Source organism: Pseudomonas sp. MF6776 (assembly GCF_016613125.1).
GTDB classification, from domain to species: domain Bacteria; phylum Pseudomonadota; class Gammaproteobacteria; order Pseudomonadales; family Pseudomonadaceae; genus Aquipseudomonas; species Aquipseudomonas iridis.
On the sequence record NZ_JAENSQ010000014.1, the window covers coordinates 40,304 to 62,908 of the forward strand.

Consider the following 22,605-nt stretch of genomic DNA (forward strand, 5'->3'; position numbering starts at 1 on the left):
GTCTTAACCTCGCGCCTCTTCTACGCTGGCAGCCAGAATGGCCAGTACCAGTTGCTGGAAATCCAGACCGGCAGCACGGGCCGCCATCGGCACCAGACTGTGATCGGTCATGCCCGGTGCGGTGTTCACTTCCAGGAACCAGAACTGCCCGTCGGCGTCCTGCATCACATCTGCCCTGCCCCAACCGGCGATACCCAGCGCCTCACAGGCCTTGGCCGTGAGATCCATGAGTTCTTTTTCCTTGGCGGCATCCAGCCCGCACGGAATGCGGTACTGGGTATCGTTGGCGATGTACTTGGCGTCGTAGTCGTAGAACGTGTGCGGTGTACCCAGGGCGATTGGAGGCAACACCTGGTCACGCAGGGTGGCGATGGTGAACTCCGGACCTTGAATCCATTGCTCAACCAACACTTGCGAATCGTAGGTACTGGCCGCTTTCCATGCGTCGATCAACTCGGACGCAGAACTCACTTTGGCCATCCCGATACTTGAACCTTCATGCGCCGGTTTGACGATCAAAGGGAAGCCCAGTTCCGTCGCTGCCGAAATACAATCGGCTTCGCTGCACAGCACGGCGTGACGCGGCGTCGGAATCCCGAGGCTGTGCCAGACCTGCTTGGTGCGCAGTTTGTCCATCGCCAGTGCCGAAGCCAGAATGCCGCTGCCGGTGTATGGAATGCCGGCGACTTCGAGCAGGCCCTGCATGGAGCCGTCTTCACCGCCACGACCGTGGAGAATGATGAAGGCGCGGTCGATTTTTTCACTCAGCAGACGCTGCAGAATATCGTCGCCGACGTCGATGCCGAACGCGTCCACGCCAGCGCTCTGCAGCGCCTCGAGCACGGCGTTACCGGATTTCAACGAAACCTCACGCTCGGCACTCAGGCCACCGAACAGCACGGCGACACGGCCGAAGTCTTTCGGCGCGATGGTGGAGAACAGATTGGCGTAGGCAGCAGTCATTTCAACTTCCCCTCGACCGGCGCGGCCACGGCGCCAGCGAACAATTCACTTTTCAACAGCTTCGGCGCGAGACCGCCGATATCACCAGCGCCCTGGCACAGCAGGATGTCGCCGGCGCGCAACAGCGGCTTGACCAGCGGCGCCAGATCGACGCCACGCTCGATGTAGATCGGGTCGAGCGCACCGCGCTGCCGGATGCTGTTGCACAGCTTGCGGCTGTCGGCGCCCGGGATCGGTTCTTCACCGGCCGGATAGACTTCCATCAGCAGCAAAACGTTGGCGTCAGCCAGTACATTGACGAAGTCGTCGTACAGGTCGCGGGTGCGGCTGTAGCGGTGCGGCTGGTAAACCATCACCAGCCGGCGCTCCGGCCAGCCACCCCGCACGGCTTTGATCACGGCCGCGACTTCGGTCGGATGGTGGCCGTAGTCGTCGACCAGCATCACGCTGCCGCCGTCCACCGGCAGTTCGCCGTAGACCTGGAAACGTCGACCAACACCCTGGAAGCCCGACAGACCCTGAACGATGGCTTCATCGCTGACGCCCTCGTCGGTGGCGATGCAGATGGTTGCCAGCGAATTGAGCACGTTGTGGTTGCCCGGCATATTCACCGAGACATCCAGCGGCTCGCGATCAGGGCGCAGCACGGTGAAGAAGGTCTGCATGCCTTGCTGACGCACGTTGATCGCACGGATGTCGGCGTCTTCACTGAAGCCGTATGTCACGGTTGGACGTTTGACCAGCGGCAGGATTTCGCGCACGACCGGGTCGTCCAGGCACATCACCGCCAAACCGTAGAACGGCAGGTTGTGCAGAAATTCGACGAAGGTTTTCTTCAGTTTGTTGAAGTCACCGCCGTAGGTCGCCATGTGATCGGCGTCGATGTTGGTGACCACGGCCACCAGCGGCTGCAAATGCAGGAAGCTCGCGTCGCTTTCATCGGCTTCGGCGATCAGGTAACGACTGGTGCCGAGTTGCGCGTTGGTGCCGGCAGCGTTCAGACGCCCACCGATAACGAACGTCGGATCGAGACCACCGGCGGCGAACACGGAAGCAATCAGGCTGGTCGTGGTGGTTTTGCCGTGGGTACCGGCAACGGCGATGCCGTGGCGATAGCGCATCAGCTCAGCCAGCATTTCGGCACGCGGCACCACCGGGATGCGGCGTTCCAGTGCAGTCGCCACTTCCGGGTTGGAGGTATTGACGGCGCTCGACACCACCAGCACATCGGCGGCAGCAGCGTTCTCGGCACGGTGGCCGATGAAGATCTTGGCGCCGAACGATTCCAGACGCTCGGTGACCGGCGAAGCTTTCAGGTCGGAACCGGACACTTCATAGCCCAGGTTCAACAACACTTCGGCGATGCCGCACATGCCCACGCCGCCGATACCGACGAAGTGGATGCGACGGATGCGGCGCATTTCCGGTTGCGGCATGGCTTTCTGATTCTCAACCATGGACCACCTCCAGACAGGTATCGACCACGCTACGGGTGGCATCGGGTTTCGCCAGACGGCGGGCCGCTTGGGCCATTTCTTCGAGTCGTTGCGGTTGCATCAAGACCTCTGTCAGGCGCGCGGCAAGGTCCGCGGCACCAGTCGTTCTTTGCGGCATCAGGAAGGCAGCGCCTTCACGGGCCAAATAATCGGCGTTGCGGGTCTGGTGATCGTCGATCGCGTGGGGCAAAGGCACCAGCATCGAGGGCAGACCGGCGGCAGCCAGCTCACTGATGGTCAACGCGCCTGCACGGCACACCACCAGGTCAGCCCAGCCATAGGCCTGGGCCATGTCTTTGATGAACGGCTGCACCTGCGCTTCCACGCCGACGGCGCGGTAGCGCTCTGCAGTCACTTCATCGTGGTTTTTGCCGGCCTGATGGAACACTTCCGGACGCAAATCGGCAGCGACTTGCGCCAGCGCTTCAGGCAGCAACTTGTTCAACGGCTCTGCGCCAAGGCTTCCGCCCAAGATCAGCAAACGCGCTTTGCGACCGGCCAGAGCAGGTCGCGGTGTTTCGAGGAACAGCTCGCTGCGCACCGGGTTACCGGTGGTACGGCGGCTGTCCGACAGAGTAAAGGTGTCGGGGAACGCTTCACACACTCGGGCGGCGAACGGCACCAGCAACCGATTGGCGGTGCCGGCGACGGCGTTCTGCTCGTGAACGATCACCGGCACACCGGCCAGTTTCGCCGCGAGACCGCCGGGGCCGGTCACGTAGCCACCAAAGCCGACCACACACACCGGACGCAGCCGACGAATGATCGCCCGCGCCTGCCAGACCGATTTGAGCAGCATGAACGGCGCCTTGAGCAGCGACAGCTTGCCCTTGCCGCGCAGGCCACTGGCGTTGATGCGGTGCAGTTCCAGCCCTGCGGCCGGTACCAGCTCGTTCTCGATCCCGCGTGGCGTGCCGAGCCAGTGCACGGTGTAGCCGCGCGCCTGAAACTCGCGGGCACAGGCCAGCGCCGGGAATACGTGGCCGCCGGTTCCGCCGGCCATGATCAATACGTTAGCGCCCATGATTCGGCTCCTCGGCGAAGTCGCTCTCATGGAATTCCATCTCTTCACTGCCCAAATGGGTTCGACTCTCCCACTCGATCCTCAGCAACAGGCCAAGGCAGGCACAGCAGATCACCAGCGAGCTGCCGCCGTAACTGAGGAACGGCAAGGTCAGCCCCTTGGTTGGCAGCAGGCCGACGTTCACACCGATGTTGATCAGGAACTGACCAATCCACAGGAACGACAGGCCGTATGCCACATAAGCAGCGAAGAACTGCTTGGCTTTCTCGGCCCACAGACCGATGTACATGCCGCGGATACACACGAAGACGAACAGGGCCACGGTGCACAGCGAACCCACCGCGCCAAGCTCTTCGGCGAGTACCGAGAACACGAAGTCGGTGTGCGCTTCCGGCAGGTAGAACTGCTTTTGCACGCTGTTGCCCAGGCCCACGCCCAGCCATTCACCACGACCGAACGCGATCAGCGCTTGCGACAACTGATAACCGGCGCCGAACTGGTCGGCCCACGGGTCGGCGAAGTTGGTCAGACGCGCCATCCGGTAGGGCTGCATCTGAATCAGCAGGACCACGGCCCCGACCGCCAGCACCACCATCAGCGAGAAGCGGAACAAGCCCACCCCACCAAGGAACAGCATCGCCGCCGCCGCCCCCATCATTACGACGGTGGCACCGAAGTCCGGCTCCATCAGCAACAGGCCCGCCATTGGCAGCAGCACGATGAACGGCTTGAAGAAACCCATCCAGCTCTCGCGCACTTCTTTCTGGCGACGCACCAGATATCCGGCGAGGTAAATCACCACGAATACCTTGGCGATCTCCGAGGGCTGCACGTTGAAGAAGCTGAAACCGATCCAGCGCATCGAACCGTTAACCTCACGGCCGATCCCCGGGATGATCACCATGATCAGCAGGCCGAACGCACCCAGCAGCATCAACCAGCCAAGGCGTTGCCAGGTGGCGATCGGAATCATCATGGTGATGATGCACGCGCCCAACCCCAGCACCACATAGATAAGGTGGCGGATCATGTAATACAGCGGACTGCCCGACTGCGCGGCTGCCACTTCGGTGGAGGCCGACGCGATCATGATCAGGCCCAGGCCGAGCAGCGCCAGGCAACCGGCGAGCATCGGGAAGTCGAGATCGATACCGCGCCCGGTAATCAGCGGCGACGGGTACGGCTTGATGATATTTCTCAGGTTCATGCCAATTCCTCCACGGCGCGGACGAACTGGTGACCACGGTCTTCGTAATTCTTGAACATGTCGAAACTGGCACAGGCCGGCGACAGCAGCACCACATCACCCGGTTGGGCGGCGGCGCGGCATTGCGCGACAGCATCAACCAGGGAGGTTGCGCGAATCAGTGGCACGCCATCGCCGATGGCCGCGCCGATCTTGTCGGAGTCGCGGCCCATCAGGATCACGGCGCGGCAGTTGGCTGCCACCGGATCACGCAGGTCGTTGAACTCGGCACCTTTGCCATCACCACCGGCGATCAGAATGACCTTGCCGTCGATGTCCGCACCCAGGCCTTCGATGGCCGCCAGTGCGGCGCCAACGTTGGTGGCTTTGGAGTCGTTGTAGTAAGCGACACCGTCCAGATCACGCACCCACTGGCAGCGATGTTCGAGACCGGCGAAGGTGCGCAGGGCCGCAAGCATTGCGTCGAATGGCAGGCCGACCGCATGGCCGAGCGCCAGCGCCGCCAGTGCGTTGGACTGGTTGTGCGCGCCACGAATTTTCAGCTCACGGACCGGCATCAGGTTCTGGAATTCGAAGGCCAGATACTTCTCGCCCTCTTCTTCGCGGATACCGAATGCCTTGAAATCAGGTTTGCTCAGGCCGAACGTCCAGCATGGCTGGCCCTCGCCCATCAGTGGACGGGTCAGTGCATCCTGACGGTTGACCACGAACTGCTTGGCACCACGGAAGATCCGGTGCTTGGCCAGGTGGTACGCCGGCAGACCACTGTAGCGATCCATGTGGTCTTCGCTGATGTTCAGCACGGTGGCCACTTCAGCGTTGAGCTGATCGGTGGTTTCCAGCTGAAAGCTCGACAGTTCCATCACGTACAACTCGACGTCGTCGCTGAGCAGATCCAGCGCCGGGGTACCGAGATTGCCGCCCACCGCCACACGTTTGCCGGCCGCAGCCGCCATCTCGCCGACCAGGGTGGTAACGGTGCTTTTCGCGTTGGAACCGCTGATGGCCACAATCGGCGCCTTCGCGTTACGCGCGAACAGCTCGATGTCACCGGACAGTTTCACGCCACGGGCCGCAGCGGCTTGCAGGGCCGGGGTCGCCAGCGCCAGGCCGGGGCTCACGTAGAGCTCGTCGGCACGGCAGAGGAATTCAACGTCCAGCTCGCCACAACGCACTTCCACGTGCGGATAGTCACGCTTGAGCGTGGCCAGTTCCGGTGGATTCTCCCGCGTATCGGCCACGGCAAACGACGTGCCCCGGTTCGCCAGGAAGCGAACCAGGGACATGCCGCTCTTGCCGAGGCCGACAACGATGCGGAAGTGGTCAGAAGCGATCAGAGACACTCGTTCTACCTCAGCTTCAGGGTGGCAAGGCCAACCAACACGAGAATCACGGTGATGATCCAGAAACGGACGATCACGCGCGGCTCGGGCCAGCCCTTGAGTTCAAAGTGGTGGTGTATCGGTGCCATGCGGAATACGCGGCGACCGGTCAGCTTGAAGGATGCAACCTGGATGACCACCGACAGGGTTTCCATCACGAACACGCCGCCCATGATGAACAGGACGATTTCCTGACGGACGATCACCGCGATGGTGCCCAGTGCAGCACCCAGCGCCAGTGCGCCGACGTCGCCCATGAAGACTTGGGCCGGATAGGTGTTGAACCAGAGGAAACCCAGACCGGCACCGATCAGCGCGCCGCAGAACACAATCAGTTCGCCTGCGCCCGGCACATACGGGATCAACAGGTATTCAGCGAATTTCACGTTACCCGACAGGTAGCAGAAGATGCCGAGACCACCGCCGACCATCACGGTTGGCATGATCGCCAGACCGTCGAGGCCGTCGGTGAGGTTGACCGCGTTGCTCGAACCGACGATCACGAAATAGGTCAGCACGATGAAGCCGAAGCCCAGCGGAATGCTGTAATCCTTGAGCATCGGCAGGATCAGCGTGGTTTCCACCGGCGTCGAAGCGGTCATATAAAGGAAGATCGCCGCGCCCAGACCAAACACCGACTGCCAGAAATACTTCCAGCGGCTTGGCAAGCCACGCGAATTCTTCTCGATGACTTTGCGGTAATCGTCGACCCAGCCGATGGCGCCGAACAACAGAGTCACCAGCAACACAGTCCAGACATAGCGGTTGCTCAGGTCAGCCCAGAGCAAAGTACTGACGCCGATGGACGACAGAATCAGTGCGCCGCCCATGGTCGGGGTACCCGACTTGGACAGGTGCGATTGCGGACCGTCGTTACGAACGGACTGGCCGATCTGACGGTTCTGCAGAGTGCGGATCATCCACGGGCCATAGCACAGCGACAAAACCAGCGCGGTCAGCACACCGAGGATCCCGCGCAGGGTCAGGTACTGAAAGACCGCGAAGCCTTTGTGGAACTGTTGCAGATACTCCGCTAGCAGCAGCAGCATTAATGTTTCTCCAGACTGGACCCACACAGAGCCGCAACGATGTTTTCCATCGCTGCACTGCGCGAACCCTTGATCAAAATGGTGGTGTTTGTGTCCTGCTCGGCGTCCAGGGCCTGGATCAGTTCGGCCTGTGTGCCGAAGTGATGCGCCTGCTCACCGAATGCGTTGACGGCGTGAACCATGTTCGGCCCGACCGCGTACAGCGCGCAAACCTTGCCCCGGGCGTATTCGCCCACGTCGCGGTGCCCCTGCTCCGCCCAATCGCCCAACTCGCCGATATCTCCGAGCACCAGGACGGTGCGGCCGGAAAAGCCGGCGAGTATATCAACGGCCGCGCACATCGAGGTGGGGTTTGCGTTGTAAGTGTCATCAATCACGCGCATGCCGTTTTTCGCCAATTGCGCGACGGTGCGGCCCTTGACCGGTTGCACCGCGCCAAGGCCAGTGGCGATGCCGAACAGCGACACACCCAAAGCGTGGGCAGCAGCGGCGGCGGCCATGGCGTTGGCAACGTTATGGGTGCCGAGCAGGTTCAGTTGAACGCGCTCGCTACCTTCGGGCGTGTGCAGATTGAAGGCCGGGCAACCGCGTGCATCAGTGCTCAGGTCGCTGGCGTAGAAGTCCGCTTGAGTGTTGCTCAGCGCGAAGGTCAGCACTTTGCGACCGGCAGCGCGGGTCTTCCAGATACCAAAGGCCTTGTCGTCGAGGTTGAGCACGGCGATGCCATCGGCCGCCAGCCCTTCGATGATTTCGCCTTTGGCTTCGACGATTTTTTCCGGGCCACCGAACTCACCAACGTGAGCGGTACCGGCATTGTTCAGGATCGCTACGTGCGGCTTGGTCAGCCCGACGGTGTAGGCGATTTCGCCCAGACGCGAGGCGCCCAGTTCGATCACGGCGGAGGTGTGTTCCGGGGCGAGCTCGATCAGGGTCAGCGGAACACCGAGGTCGTTGTTCAGGTTGCCGCGTGTTGCCAGCACCGGACCGCGCGTGCGCAGGATGCTGGCGAGCATTTCCTTGACCGTGGTCTTGCCGCTGGAACCGGTCACGGCCGCCACCGGCTGAGTGTACGCGGCACGGTTCAAGGCACCCAACTGGCCCAAGGCCTGACGGGTATCCTTGACCAGCAATTGCGGCAAGGTGCTGTCGGCGACTTCGCGCTCGACCAATGCAGCAACGGCGCCTTTGCCGGCGACGTCGTTCAGATAATCATGACCGTCGAAACGCGGGCCAGTCAGGGCAATAAACAGTTGGCCGGGTTTGATCCCGCGGCTGTCGATGCTCACGCCGTCGAAACTGGCATCGGCGCTGATCAGGCGTGCGTCGAGCGCGTTGGTCAGCTCGCTGAGTGTCAGGGCCTTAAGCATGGGCCACCTCCCAAGCGGTCAGCGCGTGATCGGCTTCGACCAGGTCGGAGAAGGCATGACGCTCGCCGTTGATTTCCTGATAGTCCTCGTGACCTTTACCGGCCAGAACGATCACGTCATCCGCCGAAGCGTCGGCAATCAATTGCGCGATTGCCTGACCACGACCGGAGACGAAGGTGACTTTATCCACAGCCGTGAAACCGGCGCGAATGTCATCGAAAATCACTGCCGGGTCTTCGGTGCGCGGATTGTCATCGGTGACAAGCACTTGATCGGCCAGACGCTCGACCACTTCAGCCATCAACGGACGCTTGCCGCGATCACGATCACCGCCACAGCCGAACAGGCACAGCAACTGACCTTTGACGTGCGGGCGCAAAGCCGTCAGGACTTTTTCCAGAGCATCCGGGGTGTGCGCGTAATCGACCACCACCAACGGCTGAGTGCCGCCGCCAAGACGCTGCATGCGTCCGGCCGGGCCTTCGAGTTTCGGCAGTACCTTGAGAATTTCGTCGAGCGCGTAATCCAGGCCGAGCAAGGCGCCAACGGCTGCCAATACGTTGCTCAGGTTGAAACGGCCGAGCAGCGTGCTGCGCAGATGATGCTCGCCCTGCGGCGTGACCAAGGTGGCGCGCACGCCATGATCGTCAAACTGCGCTTCGCGGCAGTACAGGTAAGCGCTGCTGTCGAGCAGGCTGTAGGTGATCAAACGCGACTCGCGTTTTTCGGCGGCCAGTTGCCGGCCGAAATCGTCGTCGAGGTTGACCACACGGCACTTCAGATCATTCCAGGCGAACAGCTTGGCCTTGGCCTGCGCGTAAGCCTCCATCGTGCCGTGATAGTCCAGATGATCGCGGGACAGGTTGGTCATCACGGCAACGTCGAACGCCAGCGCGGTGACGCGCCCCTGATCCAGACCGTGGGACGACACTTCCATGGCCACGGCTTTGGCGCCAGCCTTTTTCAGGTCGCCCAGAGTCGCTTGCACGGCGATCGGATTCGGCGTGGTGTGCAGGCCGCTTTGCAATGCGCCATAGAAGCCGGAACCGAGGGTGCCGACAATGCCGCAATGCTGGCCGAGCAGATCCAGCGCCTGCGCAACCAGTTGGGTCACGCTGGTTTTTCCGTTGGTGCCCGTCACCCCCACCAGGTTCAGGTGATGGCTTGGCTCACCGTAAAAACGCCCGGCAATGTCCGACAGCTGCGCTGCCAGACCCTTGACCGGAATCAGCGGCACATCGGTGATTGGCAGCACAGTGGCGCCTTCCACTTCATAGGCCACAGCAGCGGCGCCACGTTGCAAGGCATCGGCAATGTGCGCACGCCCATCGAATTTGCCGCCCGGCACCGCGAGGAACAGGTCGCCCGCACGTACGTTACGGCTATCCAGCGCCAATTCACGAATCAACAGATCGTGGCCGGCGTGGGGGAATATCTTGTTCAGACTTAATGACATCAGCCGCGCCCTCCATTGGCTTTCAGCGGAACGACCGGGGTCGTGTTGGCCTGTTGTGGGGTCGGCAGGTTATCCGGGGTCACGTTCATCAAGCGCAGGGTGCCGGACATCACACGGCTGAACACCGGCGCGGAAACCAGACCACCGAAGTAACCGGCCTTGCTTGGTTCATCGATCACCACAACGATGGCGTAACGCGGATCGCTCATCGGGCCGAAGCCGGCGAACAACGAACGGTAGGAGTTTTCGGCGTAGCCCTTGGTGCCCACTGAGGTCTTGCGCGCCGTACCCGATTTGCCCGCCACGTGATACGCCGGCACCTGAGCACGGAACACACCGCGCGGGGCTTCGATCACTTGGGTCAACATGCCCTGCATGGTTTTCGCGACAGCTTCCGGCAGCACTTGTGTGGTTTGCGGCATTTTGTCGGTTTTGATCAGCGTCAGTGGTGCGAGGCGACCGTTGTTGGCCAGCGCCGAGAAGGCGTGAACCAGTTGAATCGCAGTGACGGAAATACCGTAACCGTAGGACAGCGTCGCCGTCTCTGCCTTGCGCCATTCGCGGTAGTTCGGCAGGTTACCGACACGCTCGCCCGGGAAGCCGAGGCCGGTGTCCTGGCCGAGACCGACTTTCTGCGCCAGGCGGAAAATCGTTTCACCGCCGATATCGAACGCGACCTTACTCATACCGACGTTACTGGAATTGATCAGGATGCCGGTCAGGTCGAGCACCGGACCTTCGGACCTCGAAACGTCCTTGATGGTGTATTTGCCGATCTGCAGCGTGCCTGGGTAAACCTCGACGGTATCGCTCGGTTTCCAGCGACCGGTTTCGATCGCGGCGGCCATCGAGATGGCTTTCATGGTCGAACCCGGTTCGAACACGTCGATCATCGCGCGGTTACGCATCATCGCCGGTTGCAGGTTGCGACGGTTGTTCGGGTTGTAGGTCGGCTGGTTGACCATCGCGAGGATCTCGCCGGTCTTCACGTCCACGATCACCAGGCTGCCAGCCTTGGCGCCGTTCTCGATGATCGCGTTACGCAGCTCGCGGTTGGCCAGATATTGCAGGCGCAGGTCAATGGACAACGCCAAGGGCTTGCCGGCCTTGGCGTTTTTGGTGACCTGGACATCCTTGATCAGCCGACCGCGCCGATCCTTGATGACTTGTCGCTTGCCCGGCACGCCGGCCAGCCATTCGTCATAGGCCAGTTCGACGCCTTCGCGCCCATGATCATCGATGTCGGTAAAGCCGACCATATGCGCGGTGACCTCACCGGCAGGGTAGAACCGGCGGAATTCTTCGATGCCGTAAACTCCCGGCACTTTCAGGTCGAGCACGGACTGGCCCTGCTCAGGGGTTAGCCCGCGCACCAGATAAATGAATTCTTTGTTGGCCTGCGCCTCAAGGCGTTCGGTCAGGGCTTTCGGGTCCTGACCCAGCGCGGCGGCCAGTGCTGGCCACTTCTCTTTGGCCGTCTGCATTTCCTTGGCGTTGGCCCACAGGGTGGTCACCGGGGTACTGACGGCCAAAGGCTCGCCGTTACGGTCGGTGATCAGACCACGGTGAGCAGGAATCGGGATGTGACGAAGACTGCGTGCATCGCCCTGACCTTTGAGGAAGTCACGGTCAACCACTTGCAGGTCAATGATGCGCCAGCAGATCGCAGCCACCATCAAACCGAGCAGCGTCACCATCAGGCGGAAGCGCCACGGGAACAGTGCGCCTTCAAGTTTCATCATGGCGCCACCATCTTCACGTCAGCCGCGCCAGGGATATGCATTTTCAGTTGTTCGGTGGCCAGCACTTCGATCCGGCTGTGTGCGGTCCAGGTGCTTTGCTCGAGAATCAAGCGGCCCCACTCGGCCTGCGCCTTGTCGCGCACGCTGAGTTCGTTGTAAAGATTGTTGAGCAGCTGGCGGTTCCAGTGCGCGCTGTAAGACACCGCGATGGCCGACACGAGCACGGCAACAAACAGCAGCAGCATGAAAAAGCTGCCGCCGGGCAGTGGCTTGGCAAAAAGCTTGCTCAACGCAATTTCTCCGCGACGCGCATGACGGCGCTACGGGAACGTGGGTTGGCTTTGAGTTCGGCGTCGGAGGCCGTCTGCGCTTTGCCATGGACTTTGATTTTCGGCTCGAACGCCACATGGCGAACCGGCAGGTTGCGCGGCAGGTTATCGGCTTCGCCTTTCACCAGCTTGCGCATGAACAATTTGACAATACGGTCTTCCAGCGAATGGAAGCTGATCACGACCAGACGGCCACCCACTTCCAGGGCTTCCAGCGCCGCTTCGAGGCCGGCTTCCAGATCGCCCAATTCGTTGTTGACGTGAATGCGCAAACCCTGGAACGCACGGGTGGCCGGATTCTTGCCCTTTTCCCATGCCGGGTTGGCAACCTTGAGCACTTCGGCCAGATCGGCGGTACGCTCGAAAGGTTTGATATCGCGACGCTCGGCGACGGCACGCGCCATGCGGCCGGAGAAACGCTCTTCACCGTATTCCTTGAACACCCGGGCGATTTCTTCAGCCGGCGCGGTGTTGACGAATTCAGCGGCGCTGATGCCGCGAGACGGATCCATGCGCATGTCCAGCGGACCGTCGTTGAGGAAACTGAAACCTCGCTCAGCGTCATCGAGTTGCGGCGAGGACACGCCCAGGTCGAGCAGAATACCGCTGACCTTGCCGGCCAGACCGCGCTCGGCGATTTCCGAACCGAGCTCGGCAAAGCTGCGCTGCACAACGACAAAGCGGCCGTCTTCGGCCGCTAGCGTTTGCCCGGTGGCAATCGCTTGAGGATCCTTGTCGAATCCGATGAGTCGACCGTCCGGTCCGAGCTGGCTGAGGATCAACCGACTGTGTCCGCCGCGCCCGAACGTACCGTCCAGATAGCAGCCATCAGGACGTACGGCGAGAGCCTCGACGGCTTCGTCAAGCAGTACGGTGATGTGGTTAAAGCCGCTATCAATAGTCACAAGATCAAATCACGCAGTTCATCAGGCATCGCGCCCGGTTGTTGAATGGCAGCAAGGTCAGCGGCAGATACCGCGTTCCATGCATCCTCGTCCCACAATTGGAACTTGTTCAGTTGGCCCACCAGCATCGCTTTCTTATCAAGCTTTGCGTATTCGCGCAGACGCGGCGGAACCAGAAAACGACCACTGCCATCGAGTTCGAGGTCGACGGCATTACCAATCAATAAACGCTGCAAGCGACGGTTCTCTTCACGAAGCGAAGGGAGCGCGCGCAACTTGGTTTCAATAATTTCCCACTCGTCGAGCGGGTAGACACAAAGACACGGATCAACGGCATCAATGGTGACGATCAATTGGCCGGAACTACGCGAATCCAGCTCGTCACGGTACCGGCTCGGCATAGCGAGACGGCCCTTTGCATCGAGACTGATAGCGTTAGCTCCGCGAAACACGTCTGCGTTTCTCCAATTTTTATCGTTTTGAGCTCAAAAAACCCACTTCATGCCACTTTCCGCCACTTGTGCACACTATAGGAATGCGGCCACCACACCGTCAAGGCGCGGATTAAAGGAAAAGCCTTACAGAACGGAGATTTAGGAGCATAAAAGGAGGAGTAACGAGAATCTGACGGAGACTTTTGACCCATAACTTGATGCAGCACTGAAAGCTGCGCTCGAAAGTTAAAGTAATTTGTTAAGAGTAAGATTTTTTCGGTATTACAAAAGCGCTTCTGCTGTTGATTGAAGCAAGGTGGGAAAAGGCTATTACTGCAATTGCCGCTGCCGAACTTTCAGAGCAGGCCTGCTGATATTACACAGCCCCGATGCCATTGATTCAAGCAGGGAAAGAAAAAGGTGGAGAGTCGATCTGTAAGCCGGGTTCTGTCTTGAACAGTCATTCGTCTACGATGGCCATCACTGGACATCTTTAGCAACCTACCCGGTCCCAGCGCGGGCCACGCCTTGGGACCCTATTTGGTCTTGCTCCAAGTGGGGTTTACCTAGCCACGAACTGTTGCCAGACGCGCGGTGCGCTCTTACCGCACCTTTTCACCCTTACCGGCGCCGAAGCGCTTAGGCGGTTATTTTCTGTGGCACTTTCCGTAGGCTCACGCCTCCCAGGCATTACCTGGCACTTCGCCCTATGGAGCCCGGACTTTCCTCCCCCCCCTAATTTTCATAGAAGGCAGCGACTGTCCGATCGACTCTCCGCCGCGAAGGTTAACGGCAGAGCGAGCGAAGAACAAGCGCTAAAAGCCTCAAGACCGCTATGGGCGACGGCTTACACGTCCTTCTGTTTATCCAGCGCGACCTGATAAAGGACGTTTTTACGCTCACCGGTGATCTGCGCTGCCAGCGCGGCGGCACGCTTGAGCGGCATCTCTTCAAGCAACAGATTGAGGATGCGCATGGCTTCGCTGCTGACCGCGTCCTCGCTATCAGGGGCCGTCCAGCCGGCAACCAACACCACGCATTCGCCGCGCTGCTGATTGCTGTCGGACTCGACGAATGCGCGCAATTCAGCCAGTGGCAGCCCCTTGAGCGTTTCAAAGGTCTTGGTGATTTCACGGGCCAGCAGTGCCTGCCGTTCGCCACCGAACACTGCTTCCATGTCCTGTAGACATTCCAGAATGCGGTGCGGGGCTTCGTAGAAAATCAGTGTACGCGGCTCTTCCTTGACTGCTTCGAGTCGCGCCTTGCGCCCAACCGACTTGGCCGGCAGGAAACCTTCGAAGATGAATCGATCAGACGGCAGGCCCGCTGCCGACAATGCTGCGATCAACGCGCAGGCACCCGGCACCGGCACCACATTGATCCCGGCAGCGCGAGCCTGACGCACCAGGTGATAGCCCGGATCGGAAATCAGCGGCGTGCCCGCGTCGGAAATCAGCGCGACGCTATCTCCCGCCAGCAGACGGGTGATAAAGCGGCTACCTTCATCTCGTTCATTATGTTCGTGGCAAGCGGCCAACGGCGTCGAAATACCGAAGTGCTGCATCAGTCGTTGCGAGTGACGCGTATCCTCGGCAGCGATCAGCGCCACTTCACGGAGGATTTTCAGTGCCCGGGCGCTGATGTCGTCCAGGTTGCCGATGGGCGTCGCCACCACATAAAGCGAGCCGGCAGCGGAATTCAGGGAACCTGGAGCAGTCAAAGCGCACACCTCATGATCGGTAAAAACCGGCATTGTAACGCGTCACGAGGCTTGCGACGTCCTCTGCTGGCCTGCGGTTTTTGCGCGCAGTCCTGCGACGCCGCAACATTTACTTCAGCTAAATTGACCGATTCACGCCAGCAACATCGCGCCCCGGCCAGTGCTTGGGTACAATTCCACGCTAATTTGATCGAGTATCAGGAACACTTACATGATCGCTTGCCTGCGGCTGTTCACTGCCCTCTGCCTCGCTGCCCTTTTGGCGGCTTGCGCCAGTTCCCCTTCCTCCAGCCTTGGCGAACTTCCACGGACTCCGGACGCCAGCATCGAGCAACTGCTCGAACAGGCTTCCCAGGCTAAAACCCCGGAAAAAGCCGCCCTGTTGCGCCTGAGCGCAGCAGACCTGGCCTATCGCCAAGGCAATGCCGGGCAGTCTGCGCAGATCCTGCAACAAGTGCCGGTGGAGCAACTCAAGCCGGGCCAGCAGATTTTTGCCAATACGCTGTCCGCCGAACTCGCGATGACGCGTAATCAGCCGAAAGCGGCGCTGACCGCCCTGAGCCATCCAAGCCTGCAGAAACTGGGTGAAATGCCGGAAGAGCAACAAGTCCGCACCGGCACCGTTCATGCTCGCGCCCTCGAAGCCGATGGCCAGACCCTGGCTGCCGCCCGCGAGCGCATCTTCATTGCGCCGATGCTGAAAGACGAAGCTGCGAGCAAGAACCATGAAGCGATCTGGACTTTGATCGCCTCGCTGCCGACCGATCAACTGCAACCGAACACCACCGATGACCTCGGCGGCTGGATGGGTCTGGCGCTGGCCGTGAAAACCGCCGGCACGCTCGAACAGCAACAAGCCGCAATCGATACCTGGCGCGCGCAGAATCCAAAGCACCCGGCTGCAATCAATCTGCCGCTGCCGCTGACCAAGCTCAAGGAACTGGCCAGCCAGCCGCTGAGCAAAATCGCCCTGCTACTGCCACAGGACGGCCAACTGGCGTCGGTCGGCAAAGCACTGCGCGAAGGTTTCATGGCTGCGCACTATCAGGCCCAACAGGCCGGGCAGAAGCCACCAGCGATCGAGTTCTATGACAGCTCGAAACTGACCTCCATGGACGAGTTCTACCGCAAGGCTCAGGCCGACGGCGTGCAACTGGTCGTCGGCCCACTGGAAAAAACGCTGGTCAAACAGCTGAGCACTCGCCCGCAACTGCCGATCACCACCCTCGCACTGAACTACAGCGAAGGCGATCAAGGTCCGGCGCAGCTGTTCCAGTTTGGCCTTGCCGCTGAAGACGAAGCCCGCGAAGTATCCCGCCGCGCCCGCGCCGACGGCCTGCAACGCGCCGCGATCATGGTGCCGAAAGGCGAATGGGGCGACCGCGTCCTGCGTGCGTTCAGCCAGGATTGGCAAGCCAATGGCGGCAGCATCGTTGCCACCGAGCGTGTCGACCAGCCAGTGCAACTGGCCCAGCAAATTGCCGACATGTTCCAACTGCGCCAGAGCGAAGCCCGCGCCAAGAGCCTGCAAAATGCTGCAGGCACCAACGTCGCCGCTCAGCCATCGCGCCGCCAGGACATCGAATTCATCTTCCTCGCCGCGACTCCGCAACAGGCGCAGCAGATCAAGCCGACCCTGAATTTCCAGTACGCCGGTGACGTCCCTGTCTATGCGACCTCGCACGTTTACAGCGCCAGCGGCGATGTGAACCAGTACAACGACATGAACGGCATCCGCTTCTGCGAAACGCCTTGGCTGCTGGAAACCAGCGATCCGCTGCGCCAGCAAGTCACCGCGCAGTGGCCACAAGCCGCCGGCAGCCTTGGGCGCCTGTACGCCATGGGCGCCGATGCCTATCGTCTGGCACCGCGTCTGGGCCAACTCAAAGCCCTGCCGGACAGCCGCATCGAAGGTCAGTCGGGCAGCCTCAGCATGACCCAGACTCAGCGCATTGTGCGTCAGCTGCCTTGGGCTCAATTCGTCAGCGGCCAGGTTCAGCGCCTGCCGGACACCCAGCGCTAATGCCTGACAGGTCACGCTCGCAAAGCGGTAAGGATGCCGAGCGCAAGGCGCTCGAACATCTACAAAATCAGGGACTGCGCCTGCTGGCGCAGAACTGGTTATGTAAACGCGGCGAGCTTGATCTGGTCATGCTTGATGGCGATACAGTAGTATTCGTTGAAGTTCGCTACAGAAAAAACACTCAATGGGGTGGTGCGCTCGCTAGCATCGATGGGCGCAAGCAGCAGAAACTGATTTTCGCTGCACAGTATTTTCTTCAGCGCGAGTCGCGTTGGGCCAATTCCCCCTGCCGCTTCGACGTGGTGGCCATCGACAGCCATCCGAGTCAGCTGAACTGGTTGCAGAATGCTTTCGACAGTTGATTGCCTGCCGCCAACCCGGATATTTCCACCCGACAACTTTTGCTCTTTGCTTTGCGGGCTGCACATTCATGTGCCGAACAGCCGCGCTACTTAAGGTCACACAGATGGACATGCAATCGCGAATTCGCCAGCTTTTTCAGGCCAGTATCGACACCAAGCAACAGGCGATGGACGTACTTGCACCGCACATCGAGCAAGCCAGCCAGATCATGGTCAACGCCCTGCTCAACGAAGGCAAAATGCTTTCGTGCGGCAACGGTGGTTCTGCCGGCGACGCCCAGCATTTCTCCTCGGAACTGCTCAACCGCTTCGAGCGCGAGCGCCCGAGCCTGCCGGCCATCGCCCTGACCACCGATACGTCGACGATCACCTCGATCGCCAACGACTACAGCTACAACGAAGTGTTCTCCAAGCAGATCCGTGCACTCGGTCAGCCAGGCGATGTTTTGCTGGCGATTTCGACCAGCGGTAACTCGGCGAACATTATTCAAGCGATCCAGGCCGCACATGATCGCGAAATGATTGTCGTAGCTTTGACCGGACGCGATGGCGGCGGCATGGCGTCACTGCTGTTGCCCGAGGACGTCGAGATTCGCGTACCGGCCAACGTCACTGCACGTATTCAAGAAGTCCACTTGCTGGCGATCCATTGCCTCTGCGATCTGATCGACAGCCAACTGTTCGGGAGTGAAGAATGACCCCTAATCGCCTTGGCCTTCTGGCCTTGACTCTGTGCCTCGGCATCAGCGGCTGCACTTCGGTGGTGAATGCCAGCCGTGAAGCGCCGATTGATGACGACCGCGGCACTCGCACCTTCGGCAGCAAGATCGATGACTCGCTGATCGAAACCAAAGTGGGCGTTAACGTGGCCAAGGCCGACCCGGCGCTGGACAACGACTCGCACGTGGTCGTCACCAGTTTCAACGGCGTCGTGCTGCTGGCTGGCCAGACACCGCGCGCAGACCTCAAGGCCAAGGCCGAACAGGCCGCTGCCAACGTTCAGCGCGTGAAGAAGGTGCACAACGAGCTGCAAGTGCTGCCACCCTCCTCCCTGCTGGCGCGTCAGAACGACACGTGGCTGACCACCAAGATCAAGACCCAGATGCTCACCGACGCCAGTATTCCCGGCTCGCGCATCAAGGTCGTGACCGAGAATGGCATCGTCTATCTGCTGGGTCTGCTGACCAAGCAGGAAGCCGCTCAGGCGACCAACCTGGTGCAGGGCGTATCCGGCGTGCAGAAGATTGTGAAGCTGTTCGAGTACATCGACTGACCTCTTCCTCGTAGGAGCAGCCTTCGGCAGCTCTTACAGGTTTAAAGCAGGCAATAAAAAAGGCGATCCATCCGGATCGCCTTTTTTATTACTTCACTACCTTCAGACTTGGCCGGCCGCTTGGGCGCGGTGGCTCGCTGTCCGGTGGCGGCAGGTCATCGTCCTGCTCGATATCGTCTTCGTCACCCATCGGCGACTCGATATCGAACACCATGCCCTGACCGTTCTCCCGGGCATAAATGCCCAGGATGGCGCTGATCGGCACGTACAGACTGTGCGGGACACCACCAAAGCGACCTTCAAAGGTCACCACGTCGTTGTCCATGTGCAAATGACGCACAGCACTTGGCGAGATGTTCAGAACAATCTGCCCGTCACTGGCGAAACCCTGCGGCACCTGCACGGCTGGATACTCGGAGTTAACCAGCATGTGCGGGGTGCAATCGTTATCCACAATCCACTCGTAGAGCGCGCGGACCAGATAAGGTCGACTGGAGTTCATAGCGGCTCCTTAAGCCTTAGCGCATGTCGCGTTCGACACCAGACAGACTCGCCTGGAAAGCCTCACGCGCAAACGAGCGCTCCATGTAATCAAGCAACGGCTTGGCAGGCCGCGGCAGTTCAATACCCAGAATCGGCAAACGCCAGAGTATTGGCAATAGGCAGCAATCCACCAGACTTTGTTCCTCACTGAGGAAAAACGGCTTGTCGGCAAACAGCGGCGACACGCCAGTCAGGCTTTCGCGCAATTCCTTGCGCGCCACGACGCGCGCGGCCTCCTTGCTTTTAGGATCCAGAATCAGATCCACCAGACCACACCAGTCACGCTGAATGCGATGAATCAGCAGTCGGCTGTTGGCACGTGCCACCGGGTAAACCGGCAGCAACGGCGGGTGCGGGTAACGCTCATCCAGATACTCCATCACCACGGTCGACTCCCACAACGCCAGGTCACGATCGACCAGCGTCGGCAGACTTCCGTAAGGGTTCACCTCAATCAGTTTAGGCGGCTGGCGACCAGCTTCCACATAAATGATTTCGGCGCTGACACCCTTCTCTGCAAGCACGATGCGCACTCGGTGGGAATAGTGGTCGGCGGGGTCGGAGTAGCAGGCCAACCGATTGGTCACGCCCATGGCGATCCTCCTCGCTTGTTGAAATTATCGGAACCGGAAAAACGCGCGCGCCCAGAGGGCGCCTCCCGCAACACCTGGCTTACCAGGCGCTACGTTGTCGGAGGCGCCCTTGGGCGCGCGCGATTAACAGCAATGCTTGAAGCGTATCAGTGCACGTCTTTCCAGTATTCACGCTTGAGCAAATAGGCGAACACAAAGAAGAACGCCAGGTACAGCAAAACGTAAGTACCGATGCGCTGATGTTGCAGCTTAACCGGGTTAGCCGAGTAAGCCAGGAAGGTTACCAGATTCTTGACCTTCTCATCGAACTGCTCTTCATTCAGAGCACCGGATTTCGGCACGATGGTCAGTTGATCGCACGCTTCGTGAGTCAGAGGCGTACCGGTCAGCGGATCATATTGCTTCTTGCCGTCCTCGACGATCTGCACCTGTTTGCAACCTACGACCTGACGACCTTGCAGGCCGACCAGCACGTTAGGCATGCCGACATTCGGGAAGACCGTGTTGTTCACGCCCCATGGACGTGTAGGGTCTTCGTAGAACGACTTCAGGTAACCGTAGAGCCAGTCAGTGCCACGAACGCGAGCCACCAGCGTCAGATCCGGCGGCGCTGCGCCGAACCAGGTCTTGGCGTCGGCCGGCTGCATGCCGATGTTCATGTGGTCACCGATCTTGGCGCCAGTGAACACCAGCTTCTCCAGCATCAGTTCGTGGGGTACGCCAAGATCATCGGCAACCCGCTCGTAACGCTGAAACTTGGCACTGTGGCAACCCATGCAATAGTTGGCAAAGGTACGCGCACCATCCTGCAGAGCAGCCTTGTCGCCGACGTCAATGTCGACTTTTTCCAGTTCCGGACCACCGTGCGGTGCCGCGAAAGACAGGACAGGCAAAGCAGCAAAAATCAGAGCAAAAAATAACTTTTTCATCAGCCAGTCACCCTTTCCGGAACCGGTTTGGTCTTCTCGAGCCTGGTGTAGAACGGCATCAGAATGAAGTAGGCGAAGTACAGGAAGGTGCAGACCTGCGATAGCAACGTACGACCCGGGGTTGGCGCCAGAACGCCGAGAATGCCGAGGATCACGAACGAAATGCAGAACACCACCAGCCAGATTTTGCTCATCCAGCCTTTATAGCGCATCGACTTGACCGGACTGCGATCGAGCCATGGCAAGACGAACAGCACTGCAATGGCCGCACCCATGGCGATAACACCCATGAGTTTGTCCGGGATCGCCCGCAGGATCGCGTAGTACGGCGTGAAGTACCAAACCGGCGCAATGTGCTCTGGCGTCTTGAACGGGTTGGCCGGTTCAAAGTTCGGCTTTTCGAGGAAATAGCCACCCATTTCCGGGAAGAAGAACACGATAAAGCAGAAGATGAACAAGAACACCACAACACCGACAATGTCTTTCACGGTGTAGTACGGATGGAAAGGAATGCCATCCAGCGGAATGCCGTTCTCGTCTTTGTGCTTCTTGATATCGACGCCGTCAGGGTTGTTCGAACCCACTTCATGCAGCGCCAGAATGTGCAGCACCACCAGACCGAGAATCACGATCGGCAAGGCCACAACGTGCAAGGCGAAGAAGCGGTTCAGGGTGATTCCGGAGATCAGATAGTCACCACGAATCCACTGGGTCAGGTCGTCGCCGATCAGCGGAATCGCACCGAACAGCGAGATGATCACCTGCGCCCCCCAGTAGGACATCTGACCCCACGGCAGCAAATAACCCATGAAGGCTTCGGCCATCAGCGCCAGGTAGATCAGCATGCCGAACACCCAGACCAGCTCACGCGGTTTCTGGTACGAACCGTAGAGCAAACCACGGAACATGTGCAGATAGACCACGATGAAGAACGCCGAAGCGCCAGTCGAGTGCAGCAGACGCAGGATCGAGCCGTACTCGACGTCGCGCATGATGTATTCAACGGAAGCGAACGCTTCTTCTGCCGATGGGGTGTAGCTCATCGTCAGCCAGACACCGGTGACGATCTGGTTAACCAGAACCAGAAGCGCCAGCGAGCCGAAAAAGTAGAAGAAGTTGAAGTTTTTTGGAGCGTAATACTTGCTGAGATGGTCTTCCCACATTTTTGTGGCAGGGAAGCGCGCATCTACCCAATCCATGAACTTGCTCATCACGCTTTCTCCGTATCGACGCCAATGACAATCAGGTCATCGGTCTCATAGGAATGCGGGGGAACTGGCAGGTTCAAAGGCGCGGGTTGCGACTTGTAGACGCGGCCAGCCAGATCGTAGTGGGAACCGTGGCAAGGGCAGAAATAACCGCCTACCCAGTCTTTACCCAGATCCGCAGGTGCCACTTCGGGACGGAAGGTCGGTGAGCAACCCAAGTGTGTGCAAATCCCGATCAGCAGGAGAATTTCCGGCTTGATCGAACGCACTTCAGGGTCGACATAGGTGGGTTGCGTGGAGTTTTTGGAGGTCGGATCGGAGAGTTGCCCCTCGATCTTTTTAAGATTCCCCAGGATTTCCTCGGTACGGCGGACAATGAACACCGGCTGGCCGCGCCACTCAGCAATCATCTGCTGTCCTGGCTCGATTTTGCTGACATTCACTTTCACCGGTGCACCAGCGGCTTTCGCCTTGGCACTGGGAAACCATGACCCCACGAACGGGACCGCAGCCCCCACCGCTCCTGCAGCACCCACCACGGATGTGGCTGCTACCAAGAAGCGACGCCGGCCTGCATTCACGCCGTCATTGCTCATTCAG

22 protein-coding genes and 1 other RNA gene are annotated in these 22,605 nt (G+C 60.0%); 4 read left to right on the plus strand and 19 right to left on the minus strand.

Annotated features, from left to right (window positions below; all coding sequences use genetic code 11):
* Positions 1 to 3: 3 nt before the first annotated feature.
* From JJD74_RS17280 to rsmI, 14 genes are all read right to left on the minus strand, one after another.
* Positions 4 to 963 (minus strand): D-alanine--D-alanine ligase, encoded by a 960-nt coding sequence (locus JJD74_RS17280; protein ID WP_115148182.1) that lies wholly within the window; start codon positions 961 to 963, stop codon positions 4 to 6.
* The gene (gene murC / locus JJD74_RS17285) at positions 960 to 2,420 is read right to left on the minus strand and encodes a UDP-N-acetylmuramate--L-alanine ligase (RefSeq protein WP_042560981.1); all 1,461 of its coding nucleotides are present in this window, start codon (positions 2,418 to 2,420) and stop codon (positions 960 to 962) included. The genes JJD74_RS17280 and murC overlap by 4 nt, the downstream gene beginning before the upstream one ends.
* Positions 2,413 to 3,483: an undecaprenyldiphospho-muramoylpentapeptide beta-N-acetylglucosaminyltransferase gene (murG, locus tag JJD74_RS17290; protein ID WP_200616140.1), complete on the minus strand. Its 1,071-nt coding sequence runs from the start codon at positions 3,481 to 3,483 to the stop codon at positions 2,413 to 2,415. Before murG ends, murC begins: the two co-directional genes overlap by 8 nt.
* Positions 3,473 to 4,690: a putative lipid II flippase FtsW gene (gene ftsW, locus JJD74_RS17295; protein ID WP_047303079.1), complete on the minus strand. Its 1,218-nt coding sequence runs from the start codon at positions 4,688 to 4,690 to the stop codon at positions 3,473 to 3,475. Before ftsW ends, murG begins: the two co-directional genes overlap by 11 nt.
* On the minus strand, positions 4,687 to 6,033 hold the full coding sequence (murD, locus tag JJD74_RS17300; RefSeq protein WP_200616141.1) for a UDP-N-acetylmuramoyl-L-alanine--D-glutamate ligase: 1,347 nt from the start codon (positions 6,031 to 6,033) through the stop codon (positions 4,687 to 4,689). The genes ftsW and murD overlap by 4 nt, the downstream gene beginning before the upstream one ends.
* A gap of 5 nt (positions 6,034 to 6,038) precedes the next feature.
* A complete protein-coding gene (gene mraY / locus JJD74_RS17305; protein ID WP_047303084.1) occupies positions 6,039 to 7,121 on the minus strand; it encodes a phospho-N-acetylmuramoyl-pentapeptide-transferase in 1,083 nt (360 codons plus the stop codon).
* The gene (locus tag JJD74_RS17310; RefSeq protein ID WP_200616142.1) at positions 7,121 to 8,488 is read right to left on the minus strand and encodes a UDP-N-acetylmuramoyl-tripeptide--D-alanyl-D-alanine ligase; all 1,368 of its coding nucleotides are present in this window, start codon (positions 8,486 to 8,488) and stop codon (positions 7,121 to 7,123) included. Before JJD74_RS17310 ends, mraY begins: the two co-directional genes overlap by 1 nt.
* Positions 8,481 to 9,944 carry a UDP-N-acetylmuramoyl-L-alanyl-D-glutamate--2,6-diaminopimelate ligase gene (locus tag JJD74_RS17315; RefSeq protein WP_200616143.1) on the minus strand — a complete coding sequence of 488 codons (1,464 nt, stop codon included), beginning with the start codon at positions 9,942 to 9,944 and terminating at the stop codon, positions 8,481 to 8,483. Before JJD74_RS17315 ends, JJD74_RS17310 begins: the two co-directional genes overlap by 8 nt.
* Positions 9,944 to 11,683, minus strand: coding sequence for a peptidoglycan D,D-transpeptidase FtsI family protein (locus JJD74_RS17320; protein WP_181818547.1), 1,740 nt, complete (start codon positions 11,681 to 11,683; stop codon positions 9,944 to 9,946). The genes JJD74_RS17315 and JJD74_RS17320 overlap by 1 nt, the downstream gene beginning before the upstream one ends.
* Positions 11,683 to 11,976, minus strand: coding sequence for a cell division protein FtsL (gene ftsL, locus JJD74_RS17325; RefSeq protein WP_042560990.1), 294 nt, complete (start codon positions 11,974 to 11,976; stop codon positions 11,683 to 11,685). Before ftsL ends, JJD74_RS17320 begins: the two co-directional genes overlap by 1 nt.
* On the minus strand, positions 11,973 to 12,920 hold the full coding sequence (gene rsmH, locus JJD74_RS17330; protein WP_390896372.1) for a 16S rRNA (cytosine(1402)-N(4))-methyltransferase RsmH: 948 nt from the start codon (positions 12,918 to 12,920) through the stop codon (positions 11,973 to 11,975). Before rsmH ends, ftsL begins: the two co-directional genes overlap by 4 nt.
* The gene (gene mraZ / locus JJD74_RS17335; protein ID WP_042560992.1) at positions 12,917 to 13,372 is read right to left on the minus strand and encodes a division/cell wall cluster transcriptional repressor MraZ; all 456 of its coding nucleotides are present in this window, start codon (positions 13,370 to 13,372) and stop codon (positions 12,917 to 12,919) included. Before mraZ ends, rsmH begins: the two co-directional genes overlap by 4 nt.
* A 402-nt stretch (positions 13,373 to 13,774) precedes the next feature.
* Positions 13,775 to 14,128: RNase P RNA component class A (rnpB, locus tag JJD74_RS17340), an RNA gene on the minus strand.
* A 73-nt stretch (positions 14,129 to 14,201) separates the two neighbouring features.
* Entirely contained in the window at positions 14,202 to 15,107 is a 906-nt protein-coding gene (rsmI, locus tag JJD74_RS17345; RefSeq protein WP_200616147.1) for a 16S rRNA (cytidine(1402)-2'-O)-methyltransferase, read from the minus strand.
* Between the two features lie 178 nt (positions 15,108 to 15,285).
* Between rsmI and JJD74_RS17350 the strand changes: the two genes are divergently transcribed.
* From JJD74_RS17350 to JJD74_RS17365, 4 genes are all read left to right on the plus strand, one after another.
* Positions 15,286 to 17,097: a penicillin-binding protein activator gene (locus JJD74_RS17350; protein ID WP_042560994.1), complete on the plus strand. Its 1,812-nt coding sequence runs from the start codon at positions 15,286 to 15,288 to the stop codon at positions 17,095 to 17,097.
* The gene (locus JJD74_RS17355) at positions 17,097 to 17,459 is read left to right on the plus strand and encodes a YraN family protein (RefSeq protein ID WP_200616150.1); all 363 of its coding nucleotides are present in this window, start codon (positions 17,097 to 17,099) and stop codon (positions 17,457 to 17,459) included. Before JJD74_RS17350 ends, JJD74_RS17355 begins: the two co-directional genes overlap by 1 nt.
* A gap of 104 nt (positions 17,460 to 17,563) precedes the next feature.
* A complete protein-coding gene (locus tag JJD74_RS17360; RefSeq protein ID WP_008082788.1) occupies positions 17,564 to 18,157 on the plus strand; it encodes a phosphoheptose isomerase in 594 nt (197 codons plus the stop codon).
* Entirely contained in the window at positions 18,154 to 18,732 is a 579-nt protein-coding gene (locus tag JJD74_RS17365; RefSeq protein ID WP_042560996.1) for a BON domain-containing protein, read from the plus strand. The genes JJD74_RS17360 and JJD74_RS17365 overlap by 4 nt, the downstream gene beginning before the upstream one ends.
* 88 nt (positions 18,733 to 18,820) lie before the next feature.
* On the opposite strand, the gene JJD74_RS17370 is transcribed toward JJD74_RS17365, so the two are convergent.
* From JJD74_RS17370 to petA, 5 genes are all read right to left on the minus strand, one after another.
* Positions 18,821 to 19,234: a ClpXP protease specificity-enhancing factor gene (locus JJD74_RS17370; protein WP_150592664.1), complete on the minus strand. Its 414-nt coding sequence runs from the start codon at positions 19,232 to 19,234 to the stop codon at positions 18,821 to 18,823.
* A gap of 16 nt (positions 19,235 to 19,250) precedes the next feature.
* Positions 19,251 to 19,868, minus strand: a complete 618-nt coding sequence (locus JJD74_RS17375) for a glutathione S-transferase N-terminal domain-containing protein (RefSeq protein WP_047303097.1) — start codon at positions 19,866 to 19,868, stop codon at positions 19,251 to 19,253.
* 146 nt (positions 19,869 to 20,014) lie between these two features.
* Entirely contained in the window at positions 20,015 to 20,797 is a 783-nt protein-coding gene (locus JJD74_RS17380; RefSeq protein WP_042560999.1) for a cytochrome c1, read from the minus strand.
* Positions 20,797 to 22,008 (minus strand): cytochrome b, encoded by a 1,212-nt coding sequence (locus JJD74_RS17385; protein WP_042561000.1) that lies wholly within the window; start codon positions 22,006 to 22,008, stop codon positions 20,797 to 20,799. Before JJD74_RS17385 ends, JJD74_RS17380 begins: the two co-directional genes overlap by 1 nt.
* Positions 22,008 to 22,601, minus strand: a complete 594-nt coding sequence (petA, locus tag JJD74_RS17390) for a ubiquinol-cytochrome c reductase iron-sulfur subunit (RefSeq protein WP_007917031.1) — start codon at positions 22,599 to 22,601, stop codon at positions 22,008 to 22,010. Before petA ends, JJD74_RS17385 begins: the two co-directional genes overlap by 1 nt.
* Positions 22,602 to 22,605: the final 4 nt, after the last annotated feature.